Origin of the sequence: Vibrio hangzhouensis, assembly GCF_900107935.1 — a bacterium.
Lineage (GTDB): Bacteria > Pseudomonadota > Gammaproteobacteria > Enterobacterales > Vibrionaceae > Vibrio > Vibrio hangzhouensis.
In genome coordinates, this window is the sequence record NZ_FNVG01000001.1 from 73,136 (window position 1) to 95,893 (window position 22,758).

The 22,758-nt window shown below is 42.0% G+C and carries 21 protein-coding genes and 3 pseudogenes; 7 read left to right on the forward strand and 17 right to left on the reverse strand.

From position 1 onward, the window contains the following. Window positions 1–227 precede the first annotated feature (227 nt). The 5 genes from C4S60_RS00325 to C4S60_RS00345 all read right to left on the reverse strand — a co-directional run bounded on the left by C4S60_RS00325 (window position 228) and on the right by C4S60_RS00345 (window position 4,294). Complete coding sequence (locus tag C4S60_RS00325) at window positions 228–863, reverse strand: LysE family translocator (protein WP_103878328.1); 636 nt, start codon at window positions 861–863, stop codon at window positions 228–230. 46 nt (window positions 864–909) lie between these two features. Then, window positions 910–1,746 (reverse strand): AraC family transcriptional regulator, encoded by an 837-nt coding sequence (locus C4S60_RS00330; RefSeq protein ID WP_103878329.1) that lies wholly within the window; start codon window positions 1,744–1,746, stop codon window positions 910–912. 566 nt (window positions 1,747–2,312) lie between these two features. Beyond that, the gene (locus tag C4S60_RS00335; protein ID WP_103878611.1) at window positions 2,313–2,759 is read right to left on the reverse strand and encodes a PTS sugar transporter subunit IIA; all 447 of its coding nucleotides are present in this window, start codon (window positions 2,757–2,759) and stop codon (window positions 2,313–2,315) included. Beyond that, the gene (locus tag C4S60_RS00340; RefSeq protein ID WP_103878330.1) at window positions 2,756–4,009 is read right to left on the reverse strand and encodes a PTS ascorbate transporter subunit IIC; all 1,254 of its coding nucleotides are present in this window, start codon (window positions 4,007–4,009) and stop codon (window positions 2,756–2,758) included. The genes C4S60_RS00335 and C4S60_RS00340 overlap by 4 nt, the downstream gene beginning before the upstream one ends. 12 nt (window positions 4,010–4,021) lie before the next feature. Beyond that, window positions 4,022–4,294 carry a PTS sugar transporter subunit IIB gene (locus tag C4S60_RS00345; RefSeq protein ID WP_103878331.1) on the reverse strand — a complete coding sequence of 91 codons (273 nt, stop codon included), beginning with the start codon at window positions 4,292–4,294 and terminating at the stop codon, window positions 4,022–4,024. 408 nt (window positions 4,295–4,702) lie between these two features. Here C4S60_RS00345 and C4S60_RS00350 point away from each other — a divergent pair, with 408 nt between their 5' ends. Further along, window positions 4,703–5,182 (forward strand): hypothetical protein, encoded by a 480-nt coding sequence (locus C4S60_RS00350; protein ID WP_103878332.1) that lies wholly within the window; start codon window positions 4,703–4,705, stop codon window positions 5,180–5,182. Window positions 5,183–6,669: 1,487 nt separating this feature from the next. Next, a complete protein-coding gene (locus C4S60_RS00355) occupies window positions 6,670–7,626 on the forward strand; it encodes an alpha/beta fold hydrolase (protein WP_103878333.1) in 957 nt (318 codons plus the stop codon). A 120-nt stretch (window positions 7,627–7,746) separates the two neighbouring features. On the opposite strand, the gene C4S60_RS00360 is transcribed toward C4S60_RS00355, so the two are convergent. The 6 genes from C4S60_RS00360 to C4S60_RS00385 all read right to left on the reverse strand — a co-directional run bounded on the left by C4S60_RS00360 (window position 7,747) and on the right by C4S60_RS00385 (window position 12,720). Then, window positions 7,747–8,544 carry an amino acid ABC transporter ATP-binding protein gene (locus tag C4S60_RS00360; RefSeq protein ID WP_167390948.1) on the reverse strand — a complete coding sequence of 266 codons (798 nt, stop codon included), beginning with the start codon at window positions 8,542–8,544 and terminating at the stop codon, window positions 7,747–7,749. A gap of 20 nt (window positions 8,545–8,564) precedes the next feature. Continuing rightward, window positions 8,565–9,224 carry an amino acid ABC transporter permease gene (locus C4S60_RS00365; RefSeq protein ID WP_103878335.1) on the reverse strand — a complete coding sequence of 220 codons (660 nt, stop codon included), beginning with the start codon at window positions 9,222–9,224 and terminating at the stop codon, window positions 8,565–8,567. 10 nt (window positions 9,225–9,234) lie between these two features. Then, the gene (locus C4S60_RS00370; RefSeq protein WP_103878336.1) at window positions 9,235–9,885 is read right to left on the reverse strand and encodes an amino acid ABC transporter permease; all 651 of its coding nucleotides are present in this window, start codon (window positions 9,883–9,885) and stop codon (window positions 9,235–9,237) included. 1 nt (window position 9,886) lies between these two features. Further along, a complete protein-coding gene (speB, locus tag C4S60_RS00375; RefSeq protein ID WP_103878337.1) occupies window positions 9,887–10,840 on the reverse strand; it encodes an agmatinase in 954 nt (317 codons plus the stop codon). Then, window positions 10,837–11,805, reverse strand: a complete 969-nt coding sequence (gene speB, locus C4S60_RS00380) for an agmatinase (protein WP_103878338.1) — start codon at window positions 11,803–11,805, stop codon at window positions 10,837–10,839. The genes speB (C4S60_RS00375) and speB (C4S60_RS00380) overlap by 4 nt, the downstream gene beginning before the upstream one ends. Before the next feature lie 63 nt (window positions 11,806–11,868). Next, a complete protein-coding gene (locus C4S60_RS00385) occupies window positions 11,869–12,720 on the reverse strand; it encodes a transporter substrate-binding domain-containing protein (RefSeq protein WP_103878339.1) in 852 nt (283 codons plus the stop codon). Window positions 12,721–13,033: 313 nt separating this feature from the next. On the opposite strand from C4S60_RS00385, the gene gcvA reads away from it, so the two are divergent. From gcvA to C4S60_RS00405, 4 genes and pseudogenes are all read left to right on the forward strand, one after another. Continuing rightward, complete coding sequence (gene gcvA / locus C4S60_RS00390) at window positions 13,034–13,969, forward strand: transcriptional regulator GcvA (RefSeq protein WP_160111308.1); 936 nt, start codon at window positions 13,034–13,036, stop codon at window positions 13,967–13,969. 112 nt (window positions 13,970–14,081) lie between these two features. After that, window positions 14,082–15,287 (forward strand): M24 family metallopeptidase, encoded by a 1,206-nt coding sequence (locus C4S60_RS00395; RefSeq protein WP_103878341.1) that lies wholly within the window; start codon window positions 14,082–14,084, stop codon window positions 15,285–15,287. A gap of 3 nt (window positions 15,288–15,290) precedes the next feature. Then, on the forward strand, window positions 15,291–16,172 hold the full coding sequence (locus C4S60_RS00400; protein WP_103878342.1) for a DMT family transporter: 882 nt from the start codon (window positions 15,291–15,293) through the stop codon (window positions 16,170–16,172). 252 nt (window positions 16,173–16,424) lie between these two features. Continuing rightward, a pseudogene (locus tag C4S60_RS00405) lies at window positions 16,425–16,616 on the forward strand (transposase); the annotation flags it as partial. Between the two features lie 50 nt (window positions 16,617–16,666). On the opposite strand, the pseudogene C4S60_RS00410 reads toward C4S60_RS00405, so the two are convergent. The 4 genes and pseudogenes from C4S60_RS00410 to C4S60_RS00425 form a co-directional block, all read right to left on the reverse strand. Further along, window positions 16,667–17,742: pseudogene (locus C4S60_RS00410) on the reverse strand (IS3 family transposase). Window positions 17,743–17,787: 45 nt separating this feature from the next. Continuing rightward, complete coding sequence (locus C4S60_RS00415) at window positions 17,788–18,180, reverse strand: hypothetical protein (RefSeq protein ID WP_103878344.1); 393 nt, start codon at window positions 18,178–18,180, stop codon at window positions 17,788–17,790. 87 nt (window positions 18,181–18,267) lie between these two features. Further along, complete coding sequence (locus C4S60_RS00420) at window positions 18,268–18,663, reverse strand: ACT domain-containing protein (RefSeq protein WP_103878345.1); 396 nt, start codon at window positions 18,661–18,663, stop codon at window positions 18,268–18,270. A 101-nt stretch (window positions 18,664–18,764) separates the two neighbouring features. Then, window positions 18,765–19,382, reverse strand: coding sequence for a hypothetical protein (locus C4S60_RS00425; RefSeq protein ID WP_103878346.1), 618 nt, complete (start codon window positions 19,380–19,382; stop codon window positions 18,765–18,767). 284 nt (window positions 19,383–19,666) lie between these two features. Between C4S60_RS00425 and C4S60_RS23725 the strand changes: the two are divergent. Further along, window positions 19,667–19,813, forward strand: a pseudogene (locus C4S60_RS23725) (TetR/AcrR family transcriptional regulator); the annotation flags it as partial. A 1,142-nt stretch (window positions 19,814–20,955) separates the two neighbouring features. Here C4S60_RS23725 and C4S60_RS23400 read toward each other — a convergent pair. Further along, window positions 20,956–21,174 carry a hypothetical protein gene (locus C4S60_RS23400; RefSeq protein WP_146060828.1) on the reverse strand — a complete coding sequence of 73 codons (219 nt, stop codon included), beginning with the start codon at window positions 21,172–21,174 and terminating at the stop codon, window positions 20,956–20,958. Window positions 21,175–21,699: 525 nt separating this feature from the next. Beyond that, window positions 21,700–22,218, reverse strand: a complete 519-nt coding sequence (locus C4S60_RS00435; protein WP_103878347.1) for a hypothetical protein — start codon at window positions 22,216–22,218, stop codon at window positions 21,700–21,702. Window positions 22,219–22,758: the final 540 nt, after the last annotated feature.

A 22,758-nucleotide genomic window follows, 5' to 3' on the forward strand; every position in this document is an offset into this window, starting at 1 on the left:
TTATTGAACTTACATAACTAGGCAAACAAATATTACTGGTTAGAATCACTACTTTTGCAAGAAATTGGGAGATTTCTTGCATCACTAGCTACTAGCCTGATATCAAGAAATGTAGGGCAAAATCGAAACGAGATCTATCGGCCTAACACCTCTCTGAATTGGAATGGGGCAAATCTGAGCTAGCCGGAGTAGTTATCTCGAAGCTGGACACTGGTAAGCCCAAACTTCTAATGCAAGTAACCAATAAACAACGAGAGCCCAAAGAAGAAGAGTACTAACCCAGCAGCTCTTTCTACCACGTGAATATAATTTGATAAGGGTCTTTGGACCTTAGGTTGCGCGATCATAGATGCGACAAATAAATCCCAAACTAAAACCGCGAAAAACATCCACATTCCGCATGACACTTGCTGCGTAAGTGTAACTTCATTACCCAGGATCACTGTCATCAAGCTCATATAGAAAAGGGCGTTCTTTGGATTGAGTATCGCCGAGTTGAAACCTAGCACTAATTGTTTTAGGACCGACGGTACTTCTAACTGTTCGAAATCTAAATCAGTATTTCGTTTTTTACTTCTTAGCAAAGCATAGCCTAACCACAGTAACCATAACCCTCCGACTACTTCAACGACCAGATAGATAGCCTGATTATCACGAATTATGGTCCAACCAAATATCGCTACTCCAATATAGAGCCCGTTCCCCAGAGCAACACCTAAGCAAATGAAGCGGCTCCCTTGCAGCCTATGACGAATGGAGTGAGCAACGATTAAGAAGAAATCTTGGCCAGGACTTAATAACGCTAGAAAATGAGCTATAGCCAGTGCAGGAAATGCAACTGGGAAAAAAGTAGAGTACGACATATTTGGGCATCCATTTAAAACACCCAACTACTATGCAGTACTCAGTTTAATCATTATTGTCGATAATTGACTTAATCAATTGATATTGCCCCGGAGTTGACGCTGTGTAGGACACAAAGGTGCGATGTAACTGACTCTGGTCAAAAAAGCCTAGCTCGTTCGCGACATCAGTAATTTCCATACCTCCCTTCAGAAGCACCTTTGCCTTCTCGACCCTGTAGTTGCTTAGAAATGATTTAGGAGTTATCCCAAATTGTCTTTTGAACTTTCTGATCAGGGTTTCTTGGCTATATCTAAGCTGGTTGGCGATAGCTTCAAGTTGTGGAGCATTTTCAATGTCTTTTAGAAGCAAATCTCTGACTTTGTATGCTAGGTCATCATTATTGTCACCGATGCTAGGTGAACAGCATCGACTTAACAGATCGAGTATTGAGTTTTCGATTGATGAGGCGATATGCTGTGATTCATGATTAATGAGCATCGAGACTGAATTTTCAATACCTAGTTCACGCGATTGGTCGGAGAACAAGATATGATCAACTCTAAAGCTTTTCACTTCGTAGCCAAATAGCTTCGATAGTGCATTGCAACACCACTGATTATCTATGTAAAGCATGCGGTAGCTTCTAGGAGTGTTGTCTACAGGATTGCAGGCGTGAACCATATTAGGCTCAATAAGAATCACATCACCTTCATTTAATAGCACATTGGAACTGTAAAGGGACAAGCACGTTTGACCTGCAAGCATAATCCCAATAGATAGCTCGGGATGGTAATGGGCTTTGTAACCTTGAGTACTATCTCGAGTTGTTCTTACCGTCAGATAGGGTGTTAGTCGGCTCGTCCAATAGTCCTGACTAATGTCCCTTATTTTACTCTCCATGCTATCAAATCACCTTTCCACTAAACGTTGCGGTATCGAGATTTCCACATTACATAAAGTAAGTCAAAAATTCGACTTTAGTTTGACAACTCAGGAAGAGTGAAACACGAAATGGGGCATTTCTCCGTTACATGCCCCTTCGGCACGTCTCTGGACAGAAGTTTGTCAGTGCTTTTCTAAATTAGAAACCAATGAATAACTTCTAGTATCTCAAAACGAAAATGACGGCCAATTACCGTGATCGTCATTTTGTAAGATATTGGGCATAAACGTTCATCCTAGATCTGTGGTGTCAGATTCACTTTTTGCAAGATTTTTCGTTGAATATGCAAAACACGGACAACCCCTGAAGCGCTTCTTCCCTAAACCGTTAACGTGTTTACTAAATTGCTGCTCCAAACTTGGGTAATGTGACATTAAAAGCTATAAGGCTGTGATTTAGCATGTGCCTCTGATACATACAGAATGAAAATGGTAGGCCAACCTGCCGATTGACAGATATGCTGGAAAAAAAGCCCATGCTATTGAGCACGGGCATGGTTTATTTATATGAGTTACAGCTAATTTCAGTACTGTTCTAAGATCTCATATATCTCATTAGCCGAATTTGAGCTGATAATACTTTCCACATCCTCTTCGTTTTGAAATAACTCTGATAGCTGCATTATCGTCTCAATATGGTTACTTGAGTCTTCCGCCGCTAGGGTAATCGCCATAAAAACATTACCGTTCTCTTTAGACTCTAAATCTACCCCGTGCCTGAATACTGTAAGCTGCAGGCCTTTTTCAATGACACCATCTTCAGGTCGTGCATGAGGCATTGCAATTTTTGGTGCCAAAACATAGTAAGGCCCTAGCTCTTTATGTGAGTTCTTGATAGCTTCGGCATATTTTTCTGATACTTTGCCTTTTTTAACAAGGGTTGAGCAGCAAAGATCTATTGCACTATCAACGGACATATCGCGCTCTTCGATGATGATGCCATCAAGACCTATTAGCTCAGATAGGTTCATGATACCGCCCATCCAAGAACCAAGCCGATTACACCGAAGTCAAAGTCAGCAAATGTAGTTGCTTCTAAACCAAGGCCACCAAGTACCGGAAGCAGCATCATTGGCAAAAATGAGATACAAAGCCCCTGCGCAAATGAGCCCAAAACAGCGCCTCGTAAACCGCCTGTTGCGTTACCATATACACCCGCAGCACCACCAACAAAGAAATGAGGAACAACACCTGCAACAATGATTGTCCAGCTAAGTGCGCCCTGAATACCCATGGCTACCAAGCCTGCGGCAAATGAGCTAAGAAAGCCAATCAATACTGCATTTGGTGCCATTGGAAAAACCATAGGGCAATCAAGAGCTGGTTTTGCACCAGGTACTAGGTTGTCAGAGATACCTTTAAAAGCAGGAACAATTTCAGCAATCAGCATTTTTACGCCCTGAAGGACAATGTATACACCACCAGCAAAGATAAGTGACTGCATAATGGTAAACACAAACCAGTTCTGACCACCGGATACAGTTTCAACAAATGAGCCTCCTGCAAACAGAGAAGCAATTAAAAAGAACACACTCATTGTTACCGCGACAGCTACAGGTGTGTCACGCAGGAACATCAGACTCTTAGGAACTTGTATGTCTTCTGTACTTTTTTCTGTATTACCCAGCTTACTACCAACATAAGCAGCGATTACATAGGAGAATGTTGAGAAATGACCAATTGCAAGTTGATCTGTACCCATTACTTTCTCAGTATAATATTGCCCAATAGCTGGCATGATAACCATCAGCGAGCCAACAAGAAGCGAGCCGATAACGACCAGTATTGTTCCGTCCATACCAGATGTTGAAAGAATTACTGCAACTAACATGGACATAAACATAGTGTGATGTCCGGTCAGGAAGATATATTTTAATTTAGTAACACGAGCTAGTATGATATTAACGGCAAAAGCGAAGAACATAATGAGAGCCATTTCATATCCAAAAGCTTCCTGAGCTAGGGCAACAATAGCTTCATTATTCGGAATAACACCACTGACGCCAAAAGCTTCGGAAAACACAACAGAAAAATTATTTAATGCCCCTACCAATGCGCTTGCTCCGAAGCCTAGGATCAGGAAGCCCATTACGGTTTTGATGGTGCCTTTTAACACGGTAGACATATCAGCTTTTTGAGCGACAAGACCGACAAATGCTATAAGGCCAACCATGATTGCAGGCTCTTTTAAAAGGCCAAGCATAAACTGGAAAAAGTTCATATTACTACCCCCTTAATTAATAATTTCTTTAAGCTGAGCTTCGATGTCAGCTTTATCAAAAATATTCGCTAAACTAATGATGTTCATCTTTCCTGCATCTTTCAGTTGTACTGCAATATCAGTTGCTGCAACCCATATATCTGCTTCGCTGGATGCAGAGGAAGATAAATCTTCGTGGTCGACTTGTGCTTCAACTCCAAGCTTTGTTATAACTTCTTTTACAGCCATCTCCATCATTAATGATGTACCTAAGCCGTTGCCGCATACTACTTGTATTTTCTTCATTGCCTTATCCCGACCTCTGTTTTGTTTCAATTCTTATTGGTGAATCATTTGCTCTGATGAGCAAACCACTGCCATAGAGGATAAGGGACTAGCCCCCACATGAACGTGATCATTGTCGCAAGGTAATTTTTTACTTGCGATAATGATCACGCTTTGTAAAATTGTGAGTGCTCGGATAAAATGAGCATACCTGAGCTTAATAATTTCGACATTATCGGGACAGTTTCACGGATAATAGCGACATTTGTCACATTTCATCGGACAGAATCATAAGTTAAGTAAGCGCTGAAGGGCATACAACAAGCTCAGATAAGTCAATCCTGATTTTTTGGGAAAAGATCATATGATATATATTGGAATGGATAATATTCCTGTAATGCAAGTCATAATCCCCTTGGAGAACAAAACGTGAAGAAACAAACGCCCCCAAGCTATCTTGCTAAAGGAGCCCGATTCAAAACAGATAAACATGGATATGTTACGGTTATTGATTACTACAATCATTACACCATCATCGTTGAGTTCGAGAATACAGGAAATATCCGCGCAACAACTTCAGCAAAGTTGAGAAGCGGAGATGTATCAGACAGGTCGGTACCACCCGATTCAATGATGGTGGGTAAAGTGGTTCAATCAGAAAAACATGGTGAACTAACCATAGATAGGTTTGAATCCGACAAACTGGTACTTTTAAGAACGGCAGAGGGTGAAGAGGTAAGAATGCTCTTTCCTGCATTGCAAAACCTCATCGATCAACAAAATAATCCATCGGATACATCTGAAGAAGAACCAAAAGTTACTTCTTTAAATGACCTGACAAAGCGGAACAAAAAAACCCGTGACGTTAATAAGTTACTAAAGAAAATGCTGAGAGACTATGGGAAATAGTTCTGTTCTTCTGCCATTGTTTGTACCGAAAACTTTAAGCTCCTTTTCACGCAACCTCGAACATATTCAGGTTAGTCTCAGCATGTACTAGTTAATCATTTCAAACTCAATAGCTTCCTTCCTCCCAATGAGTTTTCTTATCCAGTATAACGCCTGATTTCGGAAATCCTCGAATGGAAATTCTCACAGCTCATTTCCTGATGTAGTGACCTCTGGCTATTTGGATATAACAAAAGTTATCTGAAGGGTAGATTAAAGTCCAAATCGCCTAAGCTGCTAATTTCAATCAACATTTTTTGGGAGAATATAGCTAGAAAATGATGTCCAGTTGTGAGTTATGCTTTCCTGCGAACTTGCATAACAATGCAGACTAGACTCACTTGTTGAGAACTCAGCTTTTGCACAGAGTTGGGAGTTTTCCTGCACCACCCGCCAACCATGAGGAAATGTACTGTGATTTCAGTGACACGATCTACCACTGAGCAATTACATTAAATTGCATAGGGGCAAAGGTTAGTCAGAACTGATAACTCTGACTCGTCACTGTCGGATAGGCGGCACCTGTTGCCAGGTGCCTCCCTCCTCAGAACCGTACGTGCAACTTTCACTGCATACGGCTCAAGCCTCCACAAAGGCACCGTTAAGCACCCAGTAACTAAGTAACTAAATTACCTTTGCGATACACACTTAAAGCTTTAAAACTGCCCCAATGGTCACTCAGTGGATAATAAACCACGGTTCGTTGTCAGAAGACACACTAATTTCATTCGAAATCATCATTTGCTTTTCTTCTTTAATAAAGTTCTTCAAGCTATCTCGCAACGGGAGACCAGTTAGAAGTCAGCTCGCTTTCGCGCCAGATATAAACCTGTATCCACTTCATTACAAAGTAGCATTCGCTTTTTCTAGCCTCCTTTACCTGCATACCTATCGGCAACCTTCACAGGCTGCTTTCCCATAGGGAGATATACAGGCTTACCCTGTTCCGTATGTTGCGTAAAATGTCAACTTAGATGCCCACTATATTGCGAAGAGTACGCTGATCACGAAAGAGTAATGTCCAACCTCTTTCCGACTCTCATTGCCATTTTGGCTACAGCGTATTAACCACTTCCACTGCTTCATCGTATAACGCACCTTACATGGATTCACATTACATTCATCATATTGACTCCCTAGCACTTACCCGAATTGTGGTTTTCAGGAGGAACATCCTCTCACGATTTTGTTCCCACTCAGCCTAACGGCCAAGTTTCGTTACATTGTCAGATCCGCTGCTTTATTCAGGATCCCAGGGTCATCTGGTGATACAGACGGTTCACTCTTGTCGTGGTGAACAACGCTTCATACGACTTCAGGTCGCACGGACAGAAATGAGTTTCGGCAATTAGACTTTTAGTATCTAATGAATAGACTGAAATAGAGATAAATTGCCTAACACTACGCTCAAGATTCATAGTGCAGATCAAATTACTTAAGGATGAGAAATGAAGAAGCTAAATCTATTTGATACGCTCAACGCTGCCTCACTGCTGCTCGTCTCTCCGGAATGGCCTAAAGTGAAAGCAGCTCAAAAGCGAGCGCAATCATTTGAAAACCCTGTTGTCAATATACCACTGGAAACTCGCACTATCGCTGGGCGAAAAATTCGCTTGGCACAAGCAGGTCCCGTTGACGCACCAACAGTTGTTCTACTCAGCCCATTTCCGGCTAGTATCCTCAATTTTGCGGGTTCTTGGGAATCACTCACTGCCAATTTCAGAGTAATCGCAATAGATTTACCCGGTTTTGGTGGCTCTGAAGGTAATCGTCATGATATGACGCCAACCGTTCAAGGAAGTCACCTTGCTGCAATCTTTGACGCTCTTGAGCTAAACGACATTCACCTTGTCGCTCCTGATGTAGGAATGGCTTCTGCCCTTAGTTATGTGCTCGACCACGATCACAGATTGACCAGTATGGTGATAGGCCACAGTATCGGTAATCCCAACCCAGTAGAGCTTGGTTTTATGATCGATATGCTGGCCAGGTTTGGTTTCATGCGAACCACCACTTCTCTATTAGGAGCGGGTCCGCTTATCGCGTATTCTGCCAAGATTGGAGCCGTGCGACACCAAGCCAGCGCTGTTGAAATTGATGATTATAAGAAATCCTATGCAGGTAGAGCGCCTGAAGTGATACATTGGTTTAAAGATTTTCATGCAAAGTCTGAAGCGATTGCGGCACGTCTCGATGAAATTCAGATCCCAACATTAGTATTTTGGGGAGAATTAGATGTGCTATTTGATGTCAGTAATGCTGAACGTATCCATGCAGCACTACCTAATAGTAAACTGCATATTCTCCCCGAAGCAGGTCACTTTTCATGGGCGGATCAACCGAGAATGTTCGCCTCGATGATTGAGAATTGGGTTGAAAACGAGCACCAAGTACTGGTTAGATAAACTTGGTCTCTTACAGAACTGGCGAGATGGTCAGTTCGTTAGGGTTAAGATGGTTTGGGGCATTTATGTGTTTCATACCCTAAGAAAAGTGGAAACCATGAGGTTTCCACTCCGATACACCTAGGCTACATCTAATCTGCTGTTTCGGTCTGACCAAGTGCTAAGAAAACCTCTCAAATAGTCTGATTTGGGTTCTTTGAACAGGATATCAGGATGCCCCTGTTCTTCTATTTCGCCATTTGCCAAGTAAACCACCTTATCAGAGACCTGAGCGGCAAAGCCCATTTCATGGGTAACTATAACCATAGTCATGCCTTCCTGAGCCAACGACTTCATTACCTTAAGCACTTCACCAACCAACTCGGGGTCAAGAGCAGATGTTGGCTCATCAAACAGCATGATTTTCGGCTCGGTTGCCAATGAGCGTGCTATGGCTACTCGTTGCTGCTGACCACCAGAAAGCTGATTCGGGTAAGAATTTTCCTTATGAGCCATATTTACCTTTTCAAGCACTTTTTGAGCACGTTGCCTAGCTTCATCTTTTGCAATTTTTTTAACATACACTAGAGGAGCCATTACATTTTCAATCACCGTCATATGTGGCCACAGATTAAATTGCTGAAAAACCATACAAACTTCACTCAAGCTTTTCTGGACAATATGATCTGGTTGAGTTAAAAAATTCCCCTGCCCATCCGCACCATAGCCAATCATTTTGCCATTAATTAGCACTTCACCGCAGTCATACTTTTCAAGAAAATTCATGCATCGTAACATTGTACTTTTTCCTGAGCCTGATCCGCCAATAATACAAACTACCTCACCATAATCAATTTCCAGATTAATTCCCTTCAATACTTCATTGTCGCCAAAGCTTTTTTTGAGATCGACCAATTTTATTGCATGCTTCGTTGTCATCATATGTCCTTATAACTTCATTAGCTTCTGGCTAGATAGCGTGTTGCATAGCTTTCGCTCCAGCGTCCTACACGCGAAAGGGCAAATGTGATAATCCAGTACGCTACAGCCAGAAAAAGATACGGTTCAACCACAGTAAAGGTTTGTGTTGCCATGCTAATCGCGGCTTTAGTAATTTCAGGTACAGTAATAATGGACAAAATAGCTGACTCTTTGACCAAAATGATACTCTGGTTAATTCCTGGGGGGATTATTAGCCCCAGCATTTGCGGCAGTTGTACCCGAATCAGTATCTGCAATTTTGAAAAACCCAAATCAAATGCACTTTCTAGCTGACCCTTCGGAATATTGGCAAAGCCGGAACGGTAGATTTCAGCAAAGTAGGCAGAACCGTATAATCCAAGTCCAATAATACCAACCTGCTCTGCCGACAGCTCTATACCTATAAATGGGCCGCCATAGAACAAAAGATAAACCTGCACCAAAAGCGGAGTACCGCGAAAAAGGGTCAAGTAAGCCGCATAGAAAACTTTAGCTACAATTAATTTAATACGACTAAGACCATAGATAAGCAAGCCACCAGACACACTAATTAACAGCGACATAGAGCAGACATAAAGGGTATATACCAATCCCTTAGTTAAAAGAGGTGCGTAGTTAACATAAAGTGAAAAATCCATCTTCTATCTCCTAATGAATCTCTAGCCTTGACTCTATATAGCGACCAGCAACGCCGATACAGGATGTTAGTATTAAATAGAGTAAACCTGCGGTAACAAAGAACTCAATGGGGCGATAAGTCGTAGATGAGTATGTCTGGGCTATACGCATCAAGTCTGTAACGGCAATAGTAGAAATAAGTGCTGAGTTTTTTACAATATCGATTGTTTCATTAACGAGTGATGGTAGCGTTTGTCGGAACACCTGTGGCAACTCAATATATCTGAGCCTCTGCCATCCATTAATACCAAATGTCCATGCAGCTTCTCTTTGCCCTTTAGGCAGCACCTGAAAACCGCCTCGCAGAATCTCCGCCTGAAACGCTGCAGTGTTCATGGACAGTGCAATAATCGCTGCTGCAATTGAAGGTATCTGAATACCTATCAGCGGCAAAAAATAGAAGACTATTACAAGCTGTACAAGTAGCGGTGTTCCTCGCAGACAACTGATATAAAAAGCGCAAATATTGCAAATTGACCTTTTAGTAGACATTCTACCCAGACAAAGCACCACTCCAATGAAGAAACCGATGGCTATCGAGAGCAATGAAATCCAAGTAGTCATCCACATGCCCCGTAACAGCGAAGGCATATTCTCAAGAACCACCGTAAAATCTAACATATCAACCTCCTGTTGCTCTGTCCTTGCGGTGTTTAGATTCTGCTGCAATACAGAGCAACTCAAACATTATTGTTGCACCTACCAGAGCGGTGACACCTGTAGGATCAAATGGTGGTGAAACCTCAACGACATCTGCGCCAATAATATTCAAGCCACTTAGTCCGCGGATGACCTGAAGGGCATCATAGGAGGTCATGCCACCAATTTCTGGCGTTCCAGTTCCCGGAGCAAAGGCAGGGTCGAGACAGTCAACATCGAAGGTAACGTAAACAGGGGCCTCACCAACCAATAGCTTAATTTCATCCAGAACTCCGGTTATACCTAATTGATAGAACTCCTCCATATAAATAACCCTCATTCCGCTTTCGTGGCTGAAGCTCCAGATATCTGAGGTATTAACCGTTCCGCGTATACCGATTTGTATAGTTTTTCTTGGATCGATGAGTCCCTCTTCAACAGCTATTTTGAAAGGGGAGCCGTGGTGAAACTTGGAACCTAAATAGTCGTCACCGGTATCACAGTGGGCATCCAAATGTACCAACGCCACTGGGCCATCTTTTGCCAGAGCTCTTAAGATAGGCAGCGTAATCGAGTGATCCCCGCCAGCTGCAATTGGTAGAGCACCACAGGCTAAAACTCTTTCGAAAAATTTCTGAATTGAATTGTGACTTTGTGTTAGTTCAAATGGACTCTCAGGAAGCGCATCACCCACATCTGCTACACGGCACAGCTCAAAAGGTGCGGTACCTGTTTCCTGGTTGATCGTCCGCATGAAGCTGGACTGATTGCGTACTTCACGAGGGCCATGGCGAGTGCCTGTTCGATTGGTTACACCGCCATCAAAGGGAACACCAATCAAAGCTATGTCTACATCTTCCAAAGAAGGCTTGTAGGAACAACGCATAAAGGTAGCGATACCACTATAGCGGGGTTGTTGCTGTGGATTCTGGCTCATACTGTTACCTCGTCTGAATAGTGTGCTACGTAACCAATTAAATTCATTAGTAGCTGCGCAGCGAGGGTTGCTGTTATTTCGGCTGAATCGTATGGGGGAGAAACTTCACATACGTCAATACCGACAACATCACCATGCTGGCACAACTGTTCTAAAAGCTCTAATACTTCGTAATAGCTGAAACCTCCATGACTGGGAGTTCCAGTTCCTGGAGCGATGGAAGGATCAAACCCATCAATGTCGATGGTGATGTAGAGACGCACTCCTTTTGGGATACTAGCCAGAATGTCGGCCAAGGGCTGCGACCTAAATTGGCGTACAGAAATAATATTTGAGCCAACAGCTCGCGCATCTGTATAGTCCATCTGGTTTGAAGAAGATACATTACGAATACCTAACTGTGTCAGACCAGTTACGTGCTCCATCTCAGATACACGGCGCATACAATTACCGTGACCATAACGAACACCATGTCTCTCGTCGACGAAATCTAGGTGAGCATCAATTTGAATAATGTGAATAGGATCCTGTTCACTGAAAGCTGCAACGGTTGCTGCAGTAATGGCATGATCCCCACCAAGCGTTACTGGAATAGCCCCGTTTTTTAGTATGCCTCGAACGCCTTGTTCAATATTCCGCAAACAAGATGGTGTATCTGTATGGATTATGTCAACATCACCAAGATCTACGATCCGTACTTTTTCTTGTTCTAAATACAGCGTATCGGATTCATGGTCATAAGCTCCGCTGTGACCAAATGAAAACAATGTCGAAGCCTGACGAATGGCTCTTGGACCAAAGCGAGCACCAGAACGATATTGGCACCCCATATCATAGGGAGCTCCCAGAATTGCGAAATCAGCCTCAAACATCGTACCGAACTCTACAGTAGGACTTTTTGCAAAAGTACAAAAGCCAACAAAAGGCAGGTTCAGACGGCCATGTTCATAATTATTATTACTCATTTTTGTTTCTCGGTAAGCTTGTATTGATGAGGGGCTCAAATCCAGCCCCTAAAATGGACAAGATTAATTAACTGGAGTTGGAACAGTCCCGGTTGGAATCTCCATTGTGAATCCAAACCACTTTTTCTGAAGCTGAGTCAATTTACCGCTTTTATGGAGCTTTTCGATACCATCGCTAAAGAACTGTACCAGTGTCGCAGAGTCTGTATCTTTACGTCCCACCCAGCCATAATAGGTAGCAGGGCCAAATGGAGGCTGAACAATTTCGAACATATCCGGACGCTCTTTGACGATTGGGGCGAGATTTGGAATCGCCTGCGGCACTACATCTACCCTGCGAGATGCCAGAGCAGCGTACGCCTCATTGTAGTCAGTAAACTCCTTTATCGCTTTATAACCTGCCCCTTTAGTTTTTAGCACTTCTTCTTCAAAGGAAGCAATTACACCCAGTTGAGCGGAACCAGCCTGAGTACCAACAATCATCCCTTCCATGTCAATTGGCTTCGTGATACGAGAATCACCCTTACGTTTTAACATGGCAACCGACGCAGTAGAAATTGGATAGGTAAAGGCGTAATTGTCTGCGCGGCTTTTTGTAATGGTGAGCGATGTGGCAACAAAATCGTAGCGGTTCGCATTAAGACCCGCAAGAATGCCCTGAAACGGCAGATCCAATTGCTTTAACTTTACACCCGGCAAATCCTTTAATATCTCTTCCAATATATCCTTGCCGTAACCAACGATTTTGCCATCTTCAAGCATTTCGAAAGGGGCATAACGCGCTTCCGTCGCAATTACGATTTCGCCCCTTTCCTTGATGTCATCAAGTAGGTCTGCTTGTGTTGTCTGAGAAACTGCAGAGCAAAACAAAGCAGCACTCACAAATAGTTTTCTGATTGATATTTGGGTATTCATATACATGACCTCATTCCAGTTAATCGGGTAATACCTTGATTACTATCCTGATACAGACGCAGGGCCTGAGACAAACAGTGATTACTAATCAATCATCATAAGCTGAAGTTATGCACCAAATCCGAGCAGATTTTCACCAGATTTGGACTAAAAAGGTGCACTTAAAATGTAGGGGATGTAACCAGCAAGCAGTTTTGACCGCAGGTCTAACGGTCTTTCTTTTATTGCTTAGTTGGCATATATGATGCTTTGTTTCCTGGTACATTTTTAACGGAGCTCCTTTTCAGGTGCACTCATTAATAAGGAAAGCGCGTTGTCCCTACGACTACCACCTCTGGAGGCTCTTCGCTATTTTGAAGCCGCCGCTCGACATGAAAGTTTTACTCTTGCAGCTCAGGAATTATGCGTGTCACAAAGTGCTGTCAGTCAAAAAGTCATCCAATTGGAAGATCGCCTGAACTTCAAGTTGTTTGAGCGCAAACCCAGACAATTGCTATTGACCAATAATGGTGAACAATTATTTCATTCGGTTCAGTTGGCACTGATTCAGATCCGAGATACGTTGAACGACATAGAAACACGTGAGTATATGAGCCGACTAGAGGTTTATTGTATGCCTTCATTTGCTAGTCGATGGCTGATGCCCTGCCTGAAAGATTTCTACCAAGATAACTCCAATATAGATTTACACCTTGTTGCAAACCTAGCAGAACCCAATTTCCGCAATGAAGAGGTTGACGTCGGTATATGTCATGGCGTGGGAGATCAGCCCTCTATGGAGCAGTATCTGCTATTTCGAGACTATATCTACCCTGTGGCGAGCCCAGAACTAGTTGAAAGCCTCGATCTAAGAACGCCGGATGATTTGAGCAAAGCGGTTCTTCTGCATGACTCTATACCTCAGGCAAAGTTATCTACATCCTGGCAACGCTGGCTATCTGATCATGGTGTTAAAGGAATAGACTATAACAGTGGATACAGCTTTAATCAGGCAGACCTTATTGTACAGGCAGCAATAGATGGTCAAGGGGTCGCGTTGGGTCGTCATGCATTGGTTGCAAGAGATGTAGCAAAAGGTCGCCTTATCCCTTTGTTTGGGCACGCAATGGAAGATGACGGCGTCTATATAGTTTGTCTTAAAAAACTTATAGAACGACCTCAGGTGAAAACATTTTTTAATTGGATGAAGCAGCAGGCGAGATTATTTGAACAGCAGTACGACGTACATAAATTGGTGAACGACCGCTAAACTTAGCATTGGGGTATAAGCTGACTTAATAGACGCATTAATATTCATTGTTTGTCCGCTCAAATAGAATGGAACAAGATATTGGTATTGTAATCAGAAAAGGTTCAAACCAATGTTAGATATTATTGAAATTCGTAATGGTGAAAAGGTGAAGGGCACCTTTTCTTCAACTGAAATGCTCTCCCGATTAGCCTCCCTTCGATTTTTACTCGAGCAGAACAAACTAGATGCTATAGTTTTCACATCAATACAGAATATTAATTATTACAGCGACTTTCTTTACTGTTCCTTTGGTCGCCCCTACGCCTTAGTTGTCACAGCGGATCGTTCTGTAACCATATCGGCCAATATTGACGGCGGCCAACCGTATCGTCGCAGCCTCGGAGACAACCTTATTTATACGGATTGGCAGCAGGATAATTACTATAAGGCCATAGCATCGTTGCTTCCGGGTGTTCGTAAAGTTGGTATCGAATCAGATCATCTAACATTGAGAGCGCAACAAAAATTCGTTCATACTTTACCAGGTGCAAGTTTCATTGATATCAGTGATGAAGTCATGAAAAAACGCATGGTTAAGAGTGAAGAAGAAATTGCGTTAATTAAGCATGGCGCTCGAATCGCAGATATTGGGGGCGCAGCCTGTGTGGAAGCCATAGCTGCAAACGTACCGGAATATGAAGTTGCATTGGCATCAAACACTGCGATGACCCGCGCAATTGCAGAGACCTTTCCTCATGTTGAACTACGCGACACATGGACTTGGTTCCAATCAGGGCTCAATACGGACGGCGCACATAACTCACTGACCACTCGTCGTATTCAGTCAGGTGATATTTTAAGCCTCAACTGTTTTCCTATGATTGCTGGTTATTATACTGCACTTGAGCGCACTCTTTTTCTAGATCATTGTAGCGATGAGCATCTTCGTATATGGGAAATCAACTGTGAAGTGCACAAAAAAGGGCTCGAATTAATCCGACCCGGCGTTCGCTGCTGTGATATCGCGACTGAGCTGAATGAGATCTATCAACAATACGGTCTGCTAGAAAACAGAACCTTCGGCTATGGTCACTCTTTCGGTGTTTTGAGTCATTATTACGGTAGAGAGGCGGGCTTAGAGTTGAGGGAAGATATTACCACCGTACTTGAACCTGGGATGGTTGTCTCTATGGAGCCTATGCTAATGATTCCTGAGGGCCTACCAGGCGCTGGAGGTTATCGTGAGCATGATATTTTGGTGGTGAACGAAGAGGGTGCGGAAAACATAACTAAGTTTGCCTTTGGGCCTGAACATAACATTATTAGTAAAGGATAACCAATGAATCCCGCTCATTTAGTAGCCGTAATAACGATTCTTATGTGGTCTTCGCTGGCGGTGTTAACCGTCAGCGTGAAACATATTTCACCTCTACTAAGTGTTGGTCTTGTTTTAATTGTTGCATCACTTCCAGGTCTGCGCTACTGGCGACAGTGGAACATGCCCATAAAGTACTGGATATTTAGTATCACAGGAATGTTTGGATACCATTATCTTCTATTTGATGCCTTTGCTAAAGCACCAGCAATTAACGTTAATCTGATCCAATATCTTTGGCCGCTATTTATTGTTCTTGGTTCACCTTTGGTTACTCGCCTTCCACTTAATTGGGGACATATTCTGGGTGGCATTCTGGGTTTTGGAGGAATTGCAATAGCCCTCTCTCCAAGCGAAGGTTCTTTCTCTGGTAAGTATTTACTAGGTTATACAGAGGCTCTGCTGGCCGCACTGCTATGGACGTTTTATACATTGTCAAACAAGAAAAATAAACACATGAGTATTTCCACAGTGGCGGGTATATGCTTTATCTCTGGCGTCCTTTCTGTTGTTTGTTATTTTCTAGTTATGCCTAGCTCTCAGGGTGTGACTTTGGATGGAAAAGACGTATTATCGATTATTGCTTTAGGTCTCGGACCTATGGGGCTAGCTTTTTACACATGGGACTATGCTGTGCGGCATGGCGATCCCCGCTTTATTGGTACTCTATGTTATTTTACTCCTCTCATCTCAACCCTGCTTATGGTCTTTGTTTACCAAGATATTGAGCTTGAAATGGTCCATCTAATAGCGCTTGCCTTTGTAAGCATAGGGGCACTGTTAGGAAGAATAGTTAAGGACCGTCCAAGCCGGCGCGCACAAATTTCGAAACAATATCTTCAATAGAGCGATTTTAAGTTGTGTTAAGGGACAATTTCGAGCGATACGTACAGTGCACTCAAACAGACTGTATGCATCGCTCCAAAGGTGGTAACCTGGTTCGTCAACTTAACAATAACAGATTAAGTATTTGATATTCAGTACACATTAACCCTGCTAGCCCCCTGACTAGCTACATCGAGTAGGCACAATGTAGTGGTTTAATGATCCCGAACACCAAATTAGGTGGTAAAGTCTCCACCATAAATGAGGTGTTCAATGACAAAACGACAACGACGTACATTTTCTTCTGAGTTCAAAGTAGATGCCGCAAGCTTTGTTCTTGATCAAGGTTACTCAATATCTGAAGCGGCACGCTCTCTAGACATCGGTGATACGGCCTTACGACGCTGGGTCGATCAACTAAAGATTGAGCGTGGTGGGGAAACGCCAACTGTAAAAGCTCTGACGCTGACCTTTCCCCGAGATTAATACCACCGCCTCGATGAAGTTTCCCATGTTTACGCCGCTTGATTGGCATAATCAATTGGCGACATATAATTTAGAGAGCTATGGGGTCGAATATGGTTGTAGTGCTCTCTCCATAATTTTATTTCGTACCTTGCTTCATCCAGAGTGCGGAACCAATGCTGATTGAGGCACTCATTTCTGAACTTGCCGTTTAAACTTTCCACGAACGCGTTTTGAGTCGGTTTACCTGGTTGTATAAAGGCTAAGATTACCGAGGTTGTCTTAGACCAAAAGAACATGCCTTTACTGGTGAATTCCGTTCCGTTGTCGCAAACAATACGGTTAGGCTTATCACGCACTTCAATCAGTTGAGTCAAAAAGCGAGCGACTTGCTGTCCACTGATTGATACAGATACAAGTTGCCCGACGACTTCTCGTTAATAGTCATCAACGACATTGAGAATGCGAAAGCGTCTTCCACTACTCAGTTGGTCGGAGACAAAGTCCATCGACCAGCGTTGGTTCAATCTGCTTGGAACATCCATGACCAATCGAGGACGCTGTAGCTTTTTCCGTGTCTTCGTCCTGACTTGCAGCCCTTCTTCTGTGTAAAGGCGATACGTATGCTTCTTATTCACAACCAAGCCCTCAGCCTTTAGTAAGCTATGGAGCATCAAGTAACCGTAGCGAGAGTATTGCGCCGCGAGTTCTTTCAAGCGCCCACGTACGTCTATGTCTGACGCGGCTTTAGGATGGTATCGAAACGCCGTTCGACTCAAACATGCAAGCTTGCAGGCCGCTCTTTCGCTTAACTGGTGAGTATCAATTAGGTGGCGGACGATGAGCTTTCGAGAAGATGGCGTTACCACTTTTTTGAGACGACGTCCTTCATCGCTTCAACTTCAAGTAACTTCTCGGCGAGCAGTTTCTTGAGCTTGTTGTTCTCAGACTCAAGCTCTCTTAAGCGTTTCGCTTCGTTGACTTCCAAGCCTGCATACTTGCTACGCCAATTGTAAAACGTGCCCGATGATATCCCCATGTCACGACAAATGTCGTCTACCTTAGCACCAGCTTCGTGCTGCTTTATCGCTTTAATGATTTGTTCTTCCGTGTATCGTTTTTTCATTTTGAGATCTCCATTATTTCTAGTGTATTAGAAATCTCATCGAAGTCATGGTGCTAATTCAGGGGGAAAGGTCATACTCTTTGCAACGTAAAAACTCAACCCAGAAATTAACCAGAAAAATATCCACGATATATGTTTACCTTTGGTGAATGAGGCCGAAAACAAGCCACTAACTAAAAAGACAACGGCGATTACCATAAGTATTTGCTTTTGGATATACTCACCTGGATTTGAAAGTATAAAAAGAATTCCTGCAAACCCCCACCAAGCTACTGTAGTTAAATGCCACGCAAATCTTAAAACTCTCTTTGTAAACCAGTCGTCACCAAGTAGCTTAGGTAACTCCCTTTTAAAGAGCCGAATCAAAATATAGCGCTCACCTAGATAGGAATGAACTACACCTAATAGTATTGCGAAAAATGCACTCGTAACTAACATACATACCTCATAATTCTCTTTTAGTTTCGACGGCTAACGCGCTGTTAAGGAGTGAGCAATGCAATACCGAAGTCGTCGAATACCGCCTTAAAAACTGAGCTCTTCTAACGCTAAAACTGCCGCTTCAGCCTTGCTACTTTGAACGAAAATATGGTCGTGATAATAAGCTGCAATTACATTAGCACTAATGCCCTTTGACGCTAGCTTACTCGCAACTGCTGCTGTAAGACCGACTGCTTCCAAGCTAGAGTGAACCGTCAAAGTGATTTGACTATACGTACCATCAAACGACAAAACAGCTTTCTCTGCGACTGACTTTTCAAGAACCAAAGTTAAGCCCTCAGGTTCAACAAACGTAGCGACTGGATTTAACTGAACGTAGTCTGAAAGCTGACCTGAAACAGTACAAAATACAAACTCAGTTTCTACTAATTTGGGACTTGCCGAACGTAACAGTTCGTCTAAATCTGTAATCCCTGACATATTGGTTTCCTCTTATATTGCTAACATATTGTTCATACACATGGGGCTTATCTTATTGGTTTATGATAACCATGGCGCCTTACTGTGCCTTTTATAGTCATCTACTCCGTTAATGTTCGACGATACGGTTCTTCTCTTACCGCATGAGAAAGTACTAACTTGATGATGAAAATTGGAGCCATCCACTCAAGGCCAACAGGTGAAGAGGTAAGCTGAGCCAAAATAATCGATAACATAACAATCAACAACGCGACAGGGCGATGTAGGTACAAAGGTATAAGATGAATGAATATAATTGATGTCATCATAATACCGTACCAAAAAAAGGCATAAGACCATGCAATATCAAAACACAATGGGATCGCAAACAATTGGAAATGGACAGCTGGAAATAGGAATTTACTTCCAACTAACTTCCCCAACCAATTTACATCAAGATCGTTATTGGTATAGAGATAGCGCTTCATAGAACTAAGCGAATTCGTTAGTACACCACCGATAATGTCTAACGTTAATATAGAAGCAACGGTAATTTGTAATACATTCCAATCAAGCTCTTTCCATGAAAAAAAGTATAGGATTAGAGGCGCGAGGAACGAAGCATAATTTGCAATAGCACTCTCAGTCTTTGTGGCGCCATAACCTGTAGTGAAGTTAAATTTACCCTTGCACTCCCAGTTAATAGGTGCGTCATTTAAGACTGTTTTGTCCTTGTTCATAATAGCCTCCCCCCCCTTTGTCTGCGATAGTTTAAGAAAAAACCGAAAATTCAACCTTTATAGTCCAACTGGTCCAGATAAGAATACTCGATCATTCTTTACCTTGTCAATTTTTAGCCTGTGTGAACCGAAAAAATTTATTTTTACCCGTCAATGGACTTATAAATCAAACAAAAATATAGCCCAAATGTACTTATAAAGTAGAAAATCATGCCTAAGATAATCAGTATAGAAGCATGTCATCACGAACTTATCGCCAAATCCGCTGATATTTTTCAGTACACGCTCTGAACGGAATAGGAATGCGTGGTATAGCTGATGCTCTGGGGGCATCCAAAAATACGCTTCATCACAAATTCTCAAGTAAAGAAGAGCTATTTACTACCTGTACTGGATTTTTGCTTGAACCCCACTCCTCCTACGGTACATAAGGAGCTTTCCAGCCAATCAAGAAAACAGAAAGAAAGCCATAGCACTATTGATAAAAGCTTGGGGTAGTCAATTTAGGGGCTAAGTGGAAGTGTTATAGGATTATGTCAAAAACAGTGATAGACAAGGTATTGTGAATGATTAGCTTTTAAAAATAGCTAGCTGAAAATTCTCTGCTGAACTAAATAGAATCGAAGGCATAGAGAACGCCAACCATGCGTATTCTTTGCCAAATGGCGATTTAATTACTTAGCTATTAATTGAAAAGAACCAAATTTTTAAGATACATCTTATTGGATCCTTCAACTCCGTATTAATATTTGAGCTAACAGTACTTTTTGCGATGAAAAAAACGAATTATATGGTTATTGATATTTTTGCCAGAACCAAATTATGTAACTCGTGGCGCTAATACAGCTACCCCAAAACTAGTTATAGCCACTTCTATTAAAAATAATATGGGGGGAGCTCGACTGATTGAACTCTACTAAATTTATAAATCCCGTACCACTTTTACGTATCTAAGTAAGAAGCTGGTTTGCTAGATAGCAATTTTTCTTTTATCGATTTATTCACGGGAAAGACACTGACATATTAAAACTGAACCGCATAGGAGTTACTTATGCAGATGAAATAGCACTAGCTACAACGAGCAAGACTGGAAGAGGCCGGCTCTTATTTCCTAATCAAAAGAAAACAAATATAAAGGTACAATATTTCTCTGATTGTCCCCCTAAGGTAAGGCTTTGGAAAAAACAGAACACTCTCATCCAAAATGATATTGATCCGAGAAATATAGAAATAATTTTTCACTAATAGGTCTATATCATTGCATTGTTTTTAATTATCCACCCTTTACAGCGAATTCGATCATCACTACTCAGTCACCACATGTTTCTCAACAGAGTTTGACGAAAAGATGAACAAAATGACATCGTGCTTGCCCACTTTTTCAAAAACTTCATTTGTGAAACAAAATTTAGTAATAAACTAAGTTACGAAGCCTCTGTATTCGAGAGCATCACGTATCGCACTGTATTCCATTCTCTCGCCAAACTCAATATGCCTACATGCACTATCCACTGAATCTAAGGGCTCACTTTCCCTCGTTAATAGACGCAACCCTGATAAGAGATCACAGTTATCAATTCGGCATGCTACTTTGATACTTTTCGCTTCTTGCAAAAACGCATACAGAAGTAAGACCAAATAACCACATAGAAGCAGCAGTAGCTAAACTAAACATACTTTCTGATACCAAAGGTAATACAACTGAGAAAATGAGCAAGGCAATAACAAACAACTCAAATCCAGAACCCAAAAGCGGATGCTTGTTGCGAAATATAGCCCATCGATAAGCCATTCTTGTTCGGTCCTCCAAACAACTCCCGCAATATTGCTAACGTAACTAGCACTATACAAAATAGCCAGATATGTGATTAATGCATACACGAGAGTGAAAGATATTAATAAAATCGTACTAACCGATTGAATCCAATTACAATTGTGATCAGTGAAGAAGATAGATTAGCAAACCTAATCAATCTTAAAGTAAACATACCGTTCAATTGTTCAGGAAACTTAAGACGCGCTAGCACCACGAAAACTCCTCTAAATTAATCAACTCCTCTTTGAAAAAGTCTTCCAAAAAATCCGTCCTCTCGAAACCGCAGTTCATATCTGTGTGGCTTGCTAAATGCTGTAACAATTTTTCGAGTTTGGACATACTTTGCTCCTAAGGTCTAGGCCCTTAATAATGCTCACCATAGTCAGTAAGTTAATATCCCCCCCCAATGTTCACAATTAAACTACTCAAATTCGTCGATTAAGCAGAATTAACCAAGAGGCCTCATGTATATCAGCTCAAATTCCATTTTTCTCGGAGTCATTATGCGATTAGGGACCAAAAACGAAAGCTACCTGTTGAAGTGTCAAACGTTTCATCATGATCTGTGTTGATGCCGATTCCATATTCACTGTCTAATATTTGGCTATGCGTGTGCTCTAAGGTTTCACCAAATACAAACTCTAAAAAATGGCCATCGTTTCTCCTACCCAAAAAATAGCCAACGGTGTTAGCAGCCTGTCTAAAATCGACTTCCTCTAACCTTGTTGATAAATCTTTGTCCTTTGGTTCAAACTCTCCGATTTCAATATATTGAAAACTTTCTGGTAAGAGAAAACGCTCGGACAAAATAGCGTGAACCTGCGTGTAGGCTGTATTTCTGTCGATACACCCCAATAAGGAAGGGTAAACCTTGCTACAAGGAAAAGATCTTGTCACTTCATCGAGAGTAATCAAGTCTTGAGCGAATAGTAGGCTTCCATAAAGACCCTTAGAGTTTTGAGCCAGACAATGGAACATGACGCCTCGCTGTTCAGAAAGATAATCTTGTTCGAAGCGCAAAAAGCTTCTTATTAAATCATCAGCGCTTACTCCTTAGGCTCTTGAAAAAATACTGAGCTCAACGACTTTTGGTTTGGCCCCTACCACATTTATCAAACCGAATTCCTCCATTAGAAAAAAGCTGCCCTATCTAACGCTATGAATTGAAACATCTGCAATTCTTACAATTCGGAATTTAAGCAGTGACCGTCGTAACTGATCCGCAGCCACTCATTGGTACCAAAATCTAGCCATTCAACTTTTGACATTTCAACAACATTTCATGAGCCAATATACATGCCCTATTCTTTTATGTCCACACGGTCCACAATAAAAAGTCCACCTGGACTAAATAAATTGACAACGATCACTTTGCCTCCTTAAACTGAGGCGATGATGACAATTTGAGGCTCATAAAAACTGCCCGCAGGCAGAATATCATGTCAATGAAGCATCATTTATCAAGTTCGAAACCCTCAGGTAATTGTATTCATGGAGATGGATATCATGTTTGAATTTGAGAATAACAAGACAAGAGTTTCCTATCGAATAAATACACGT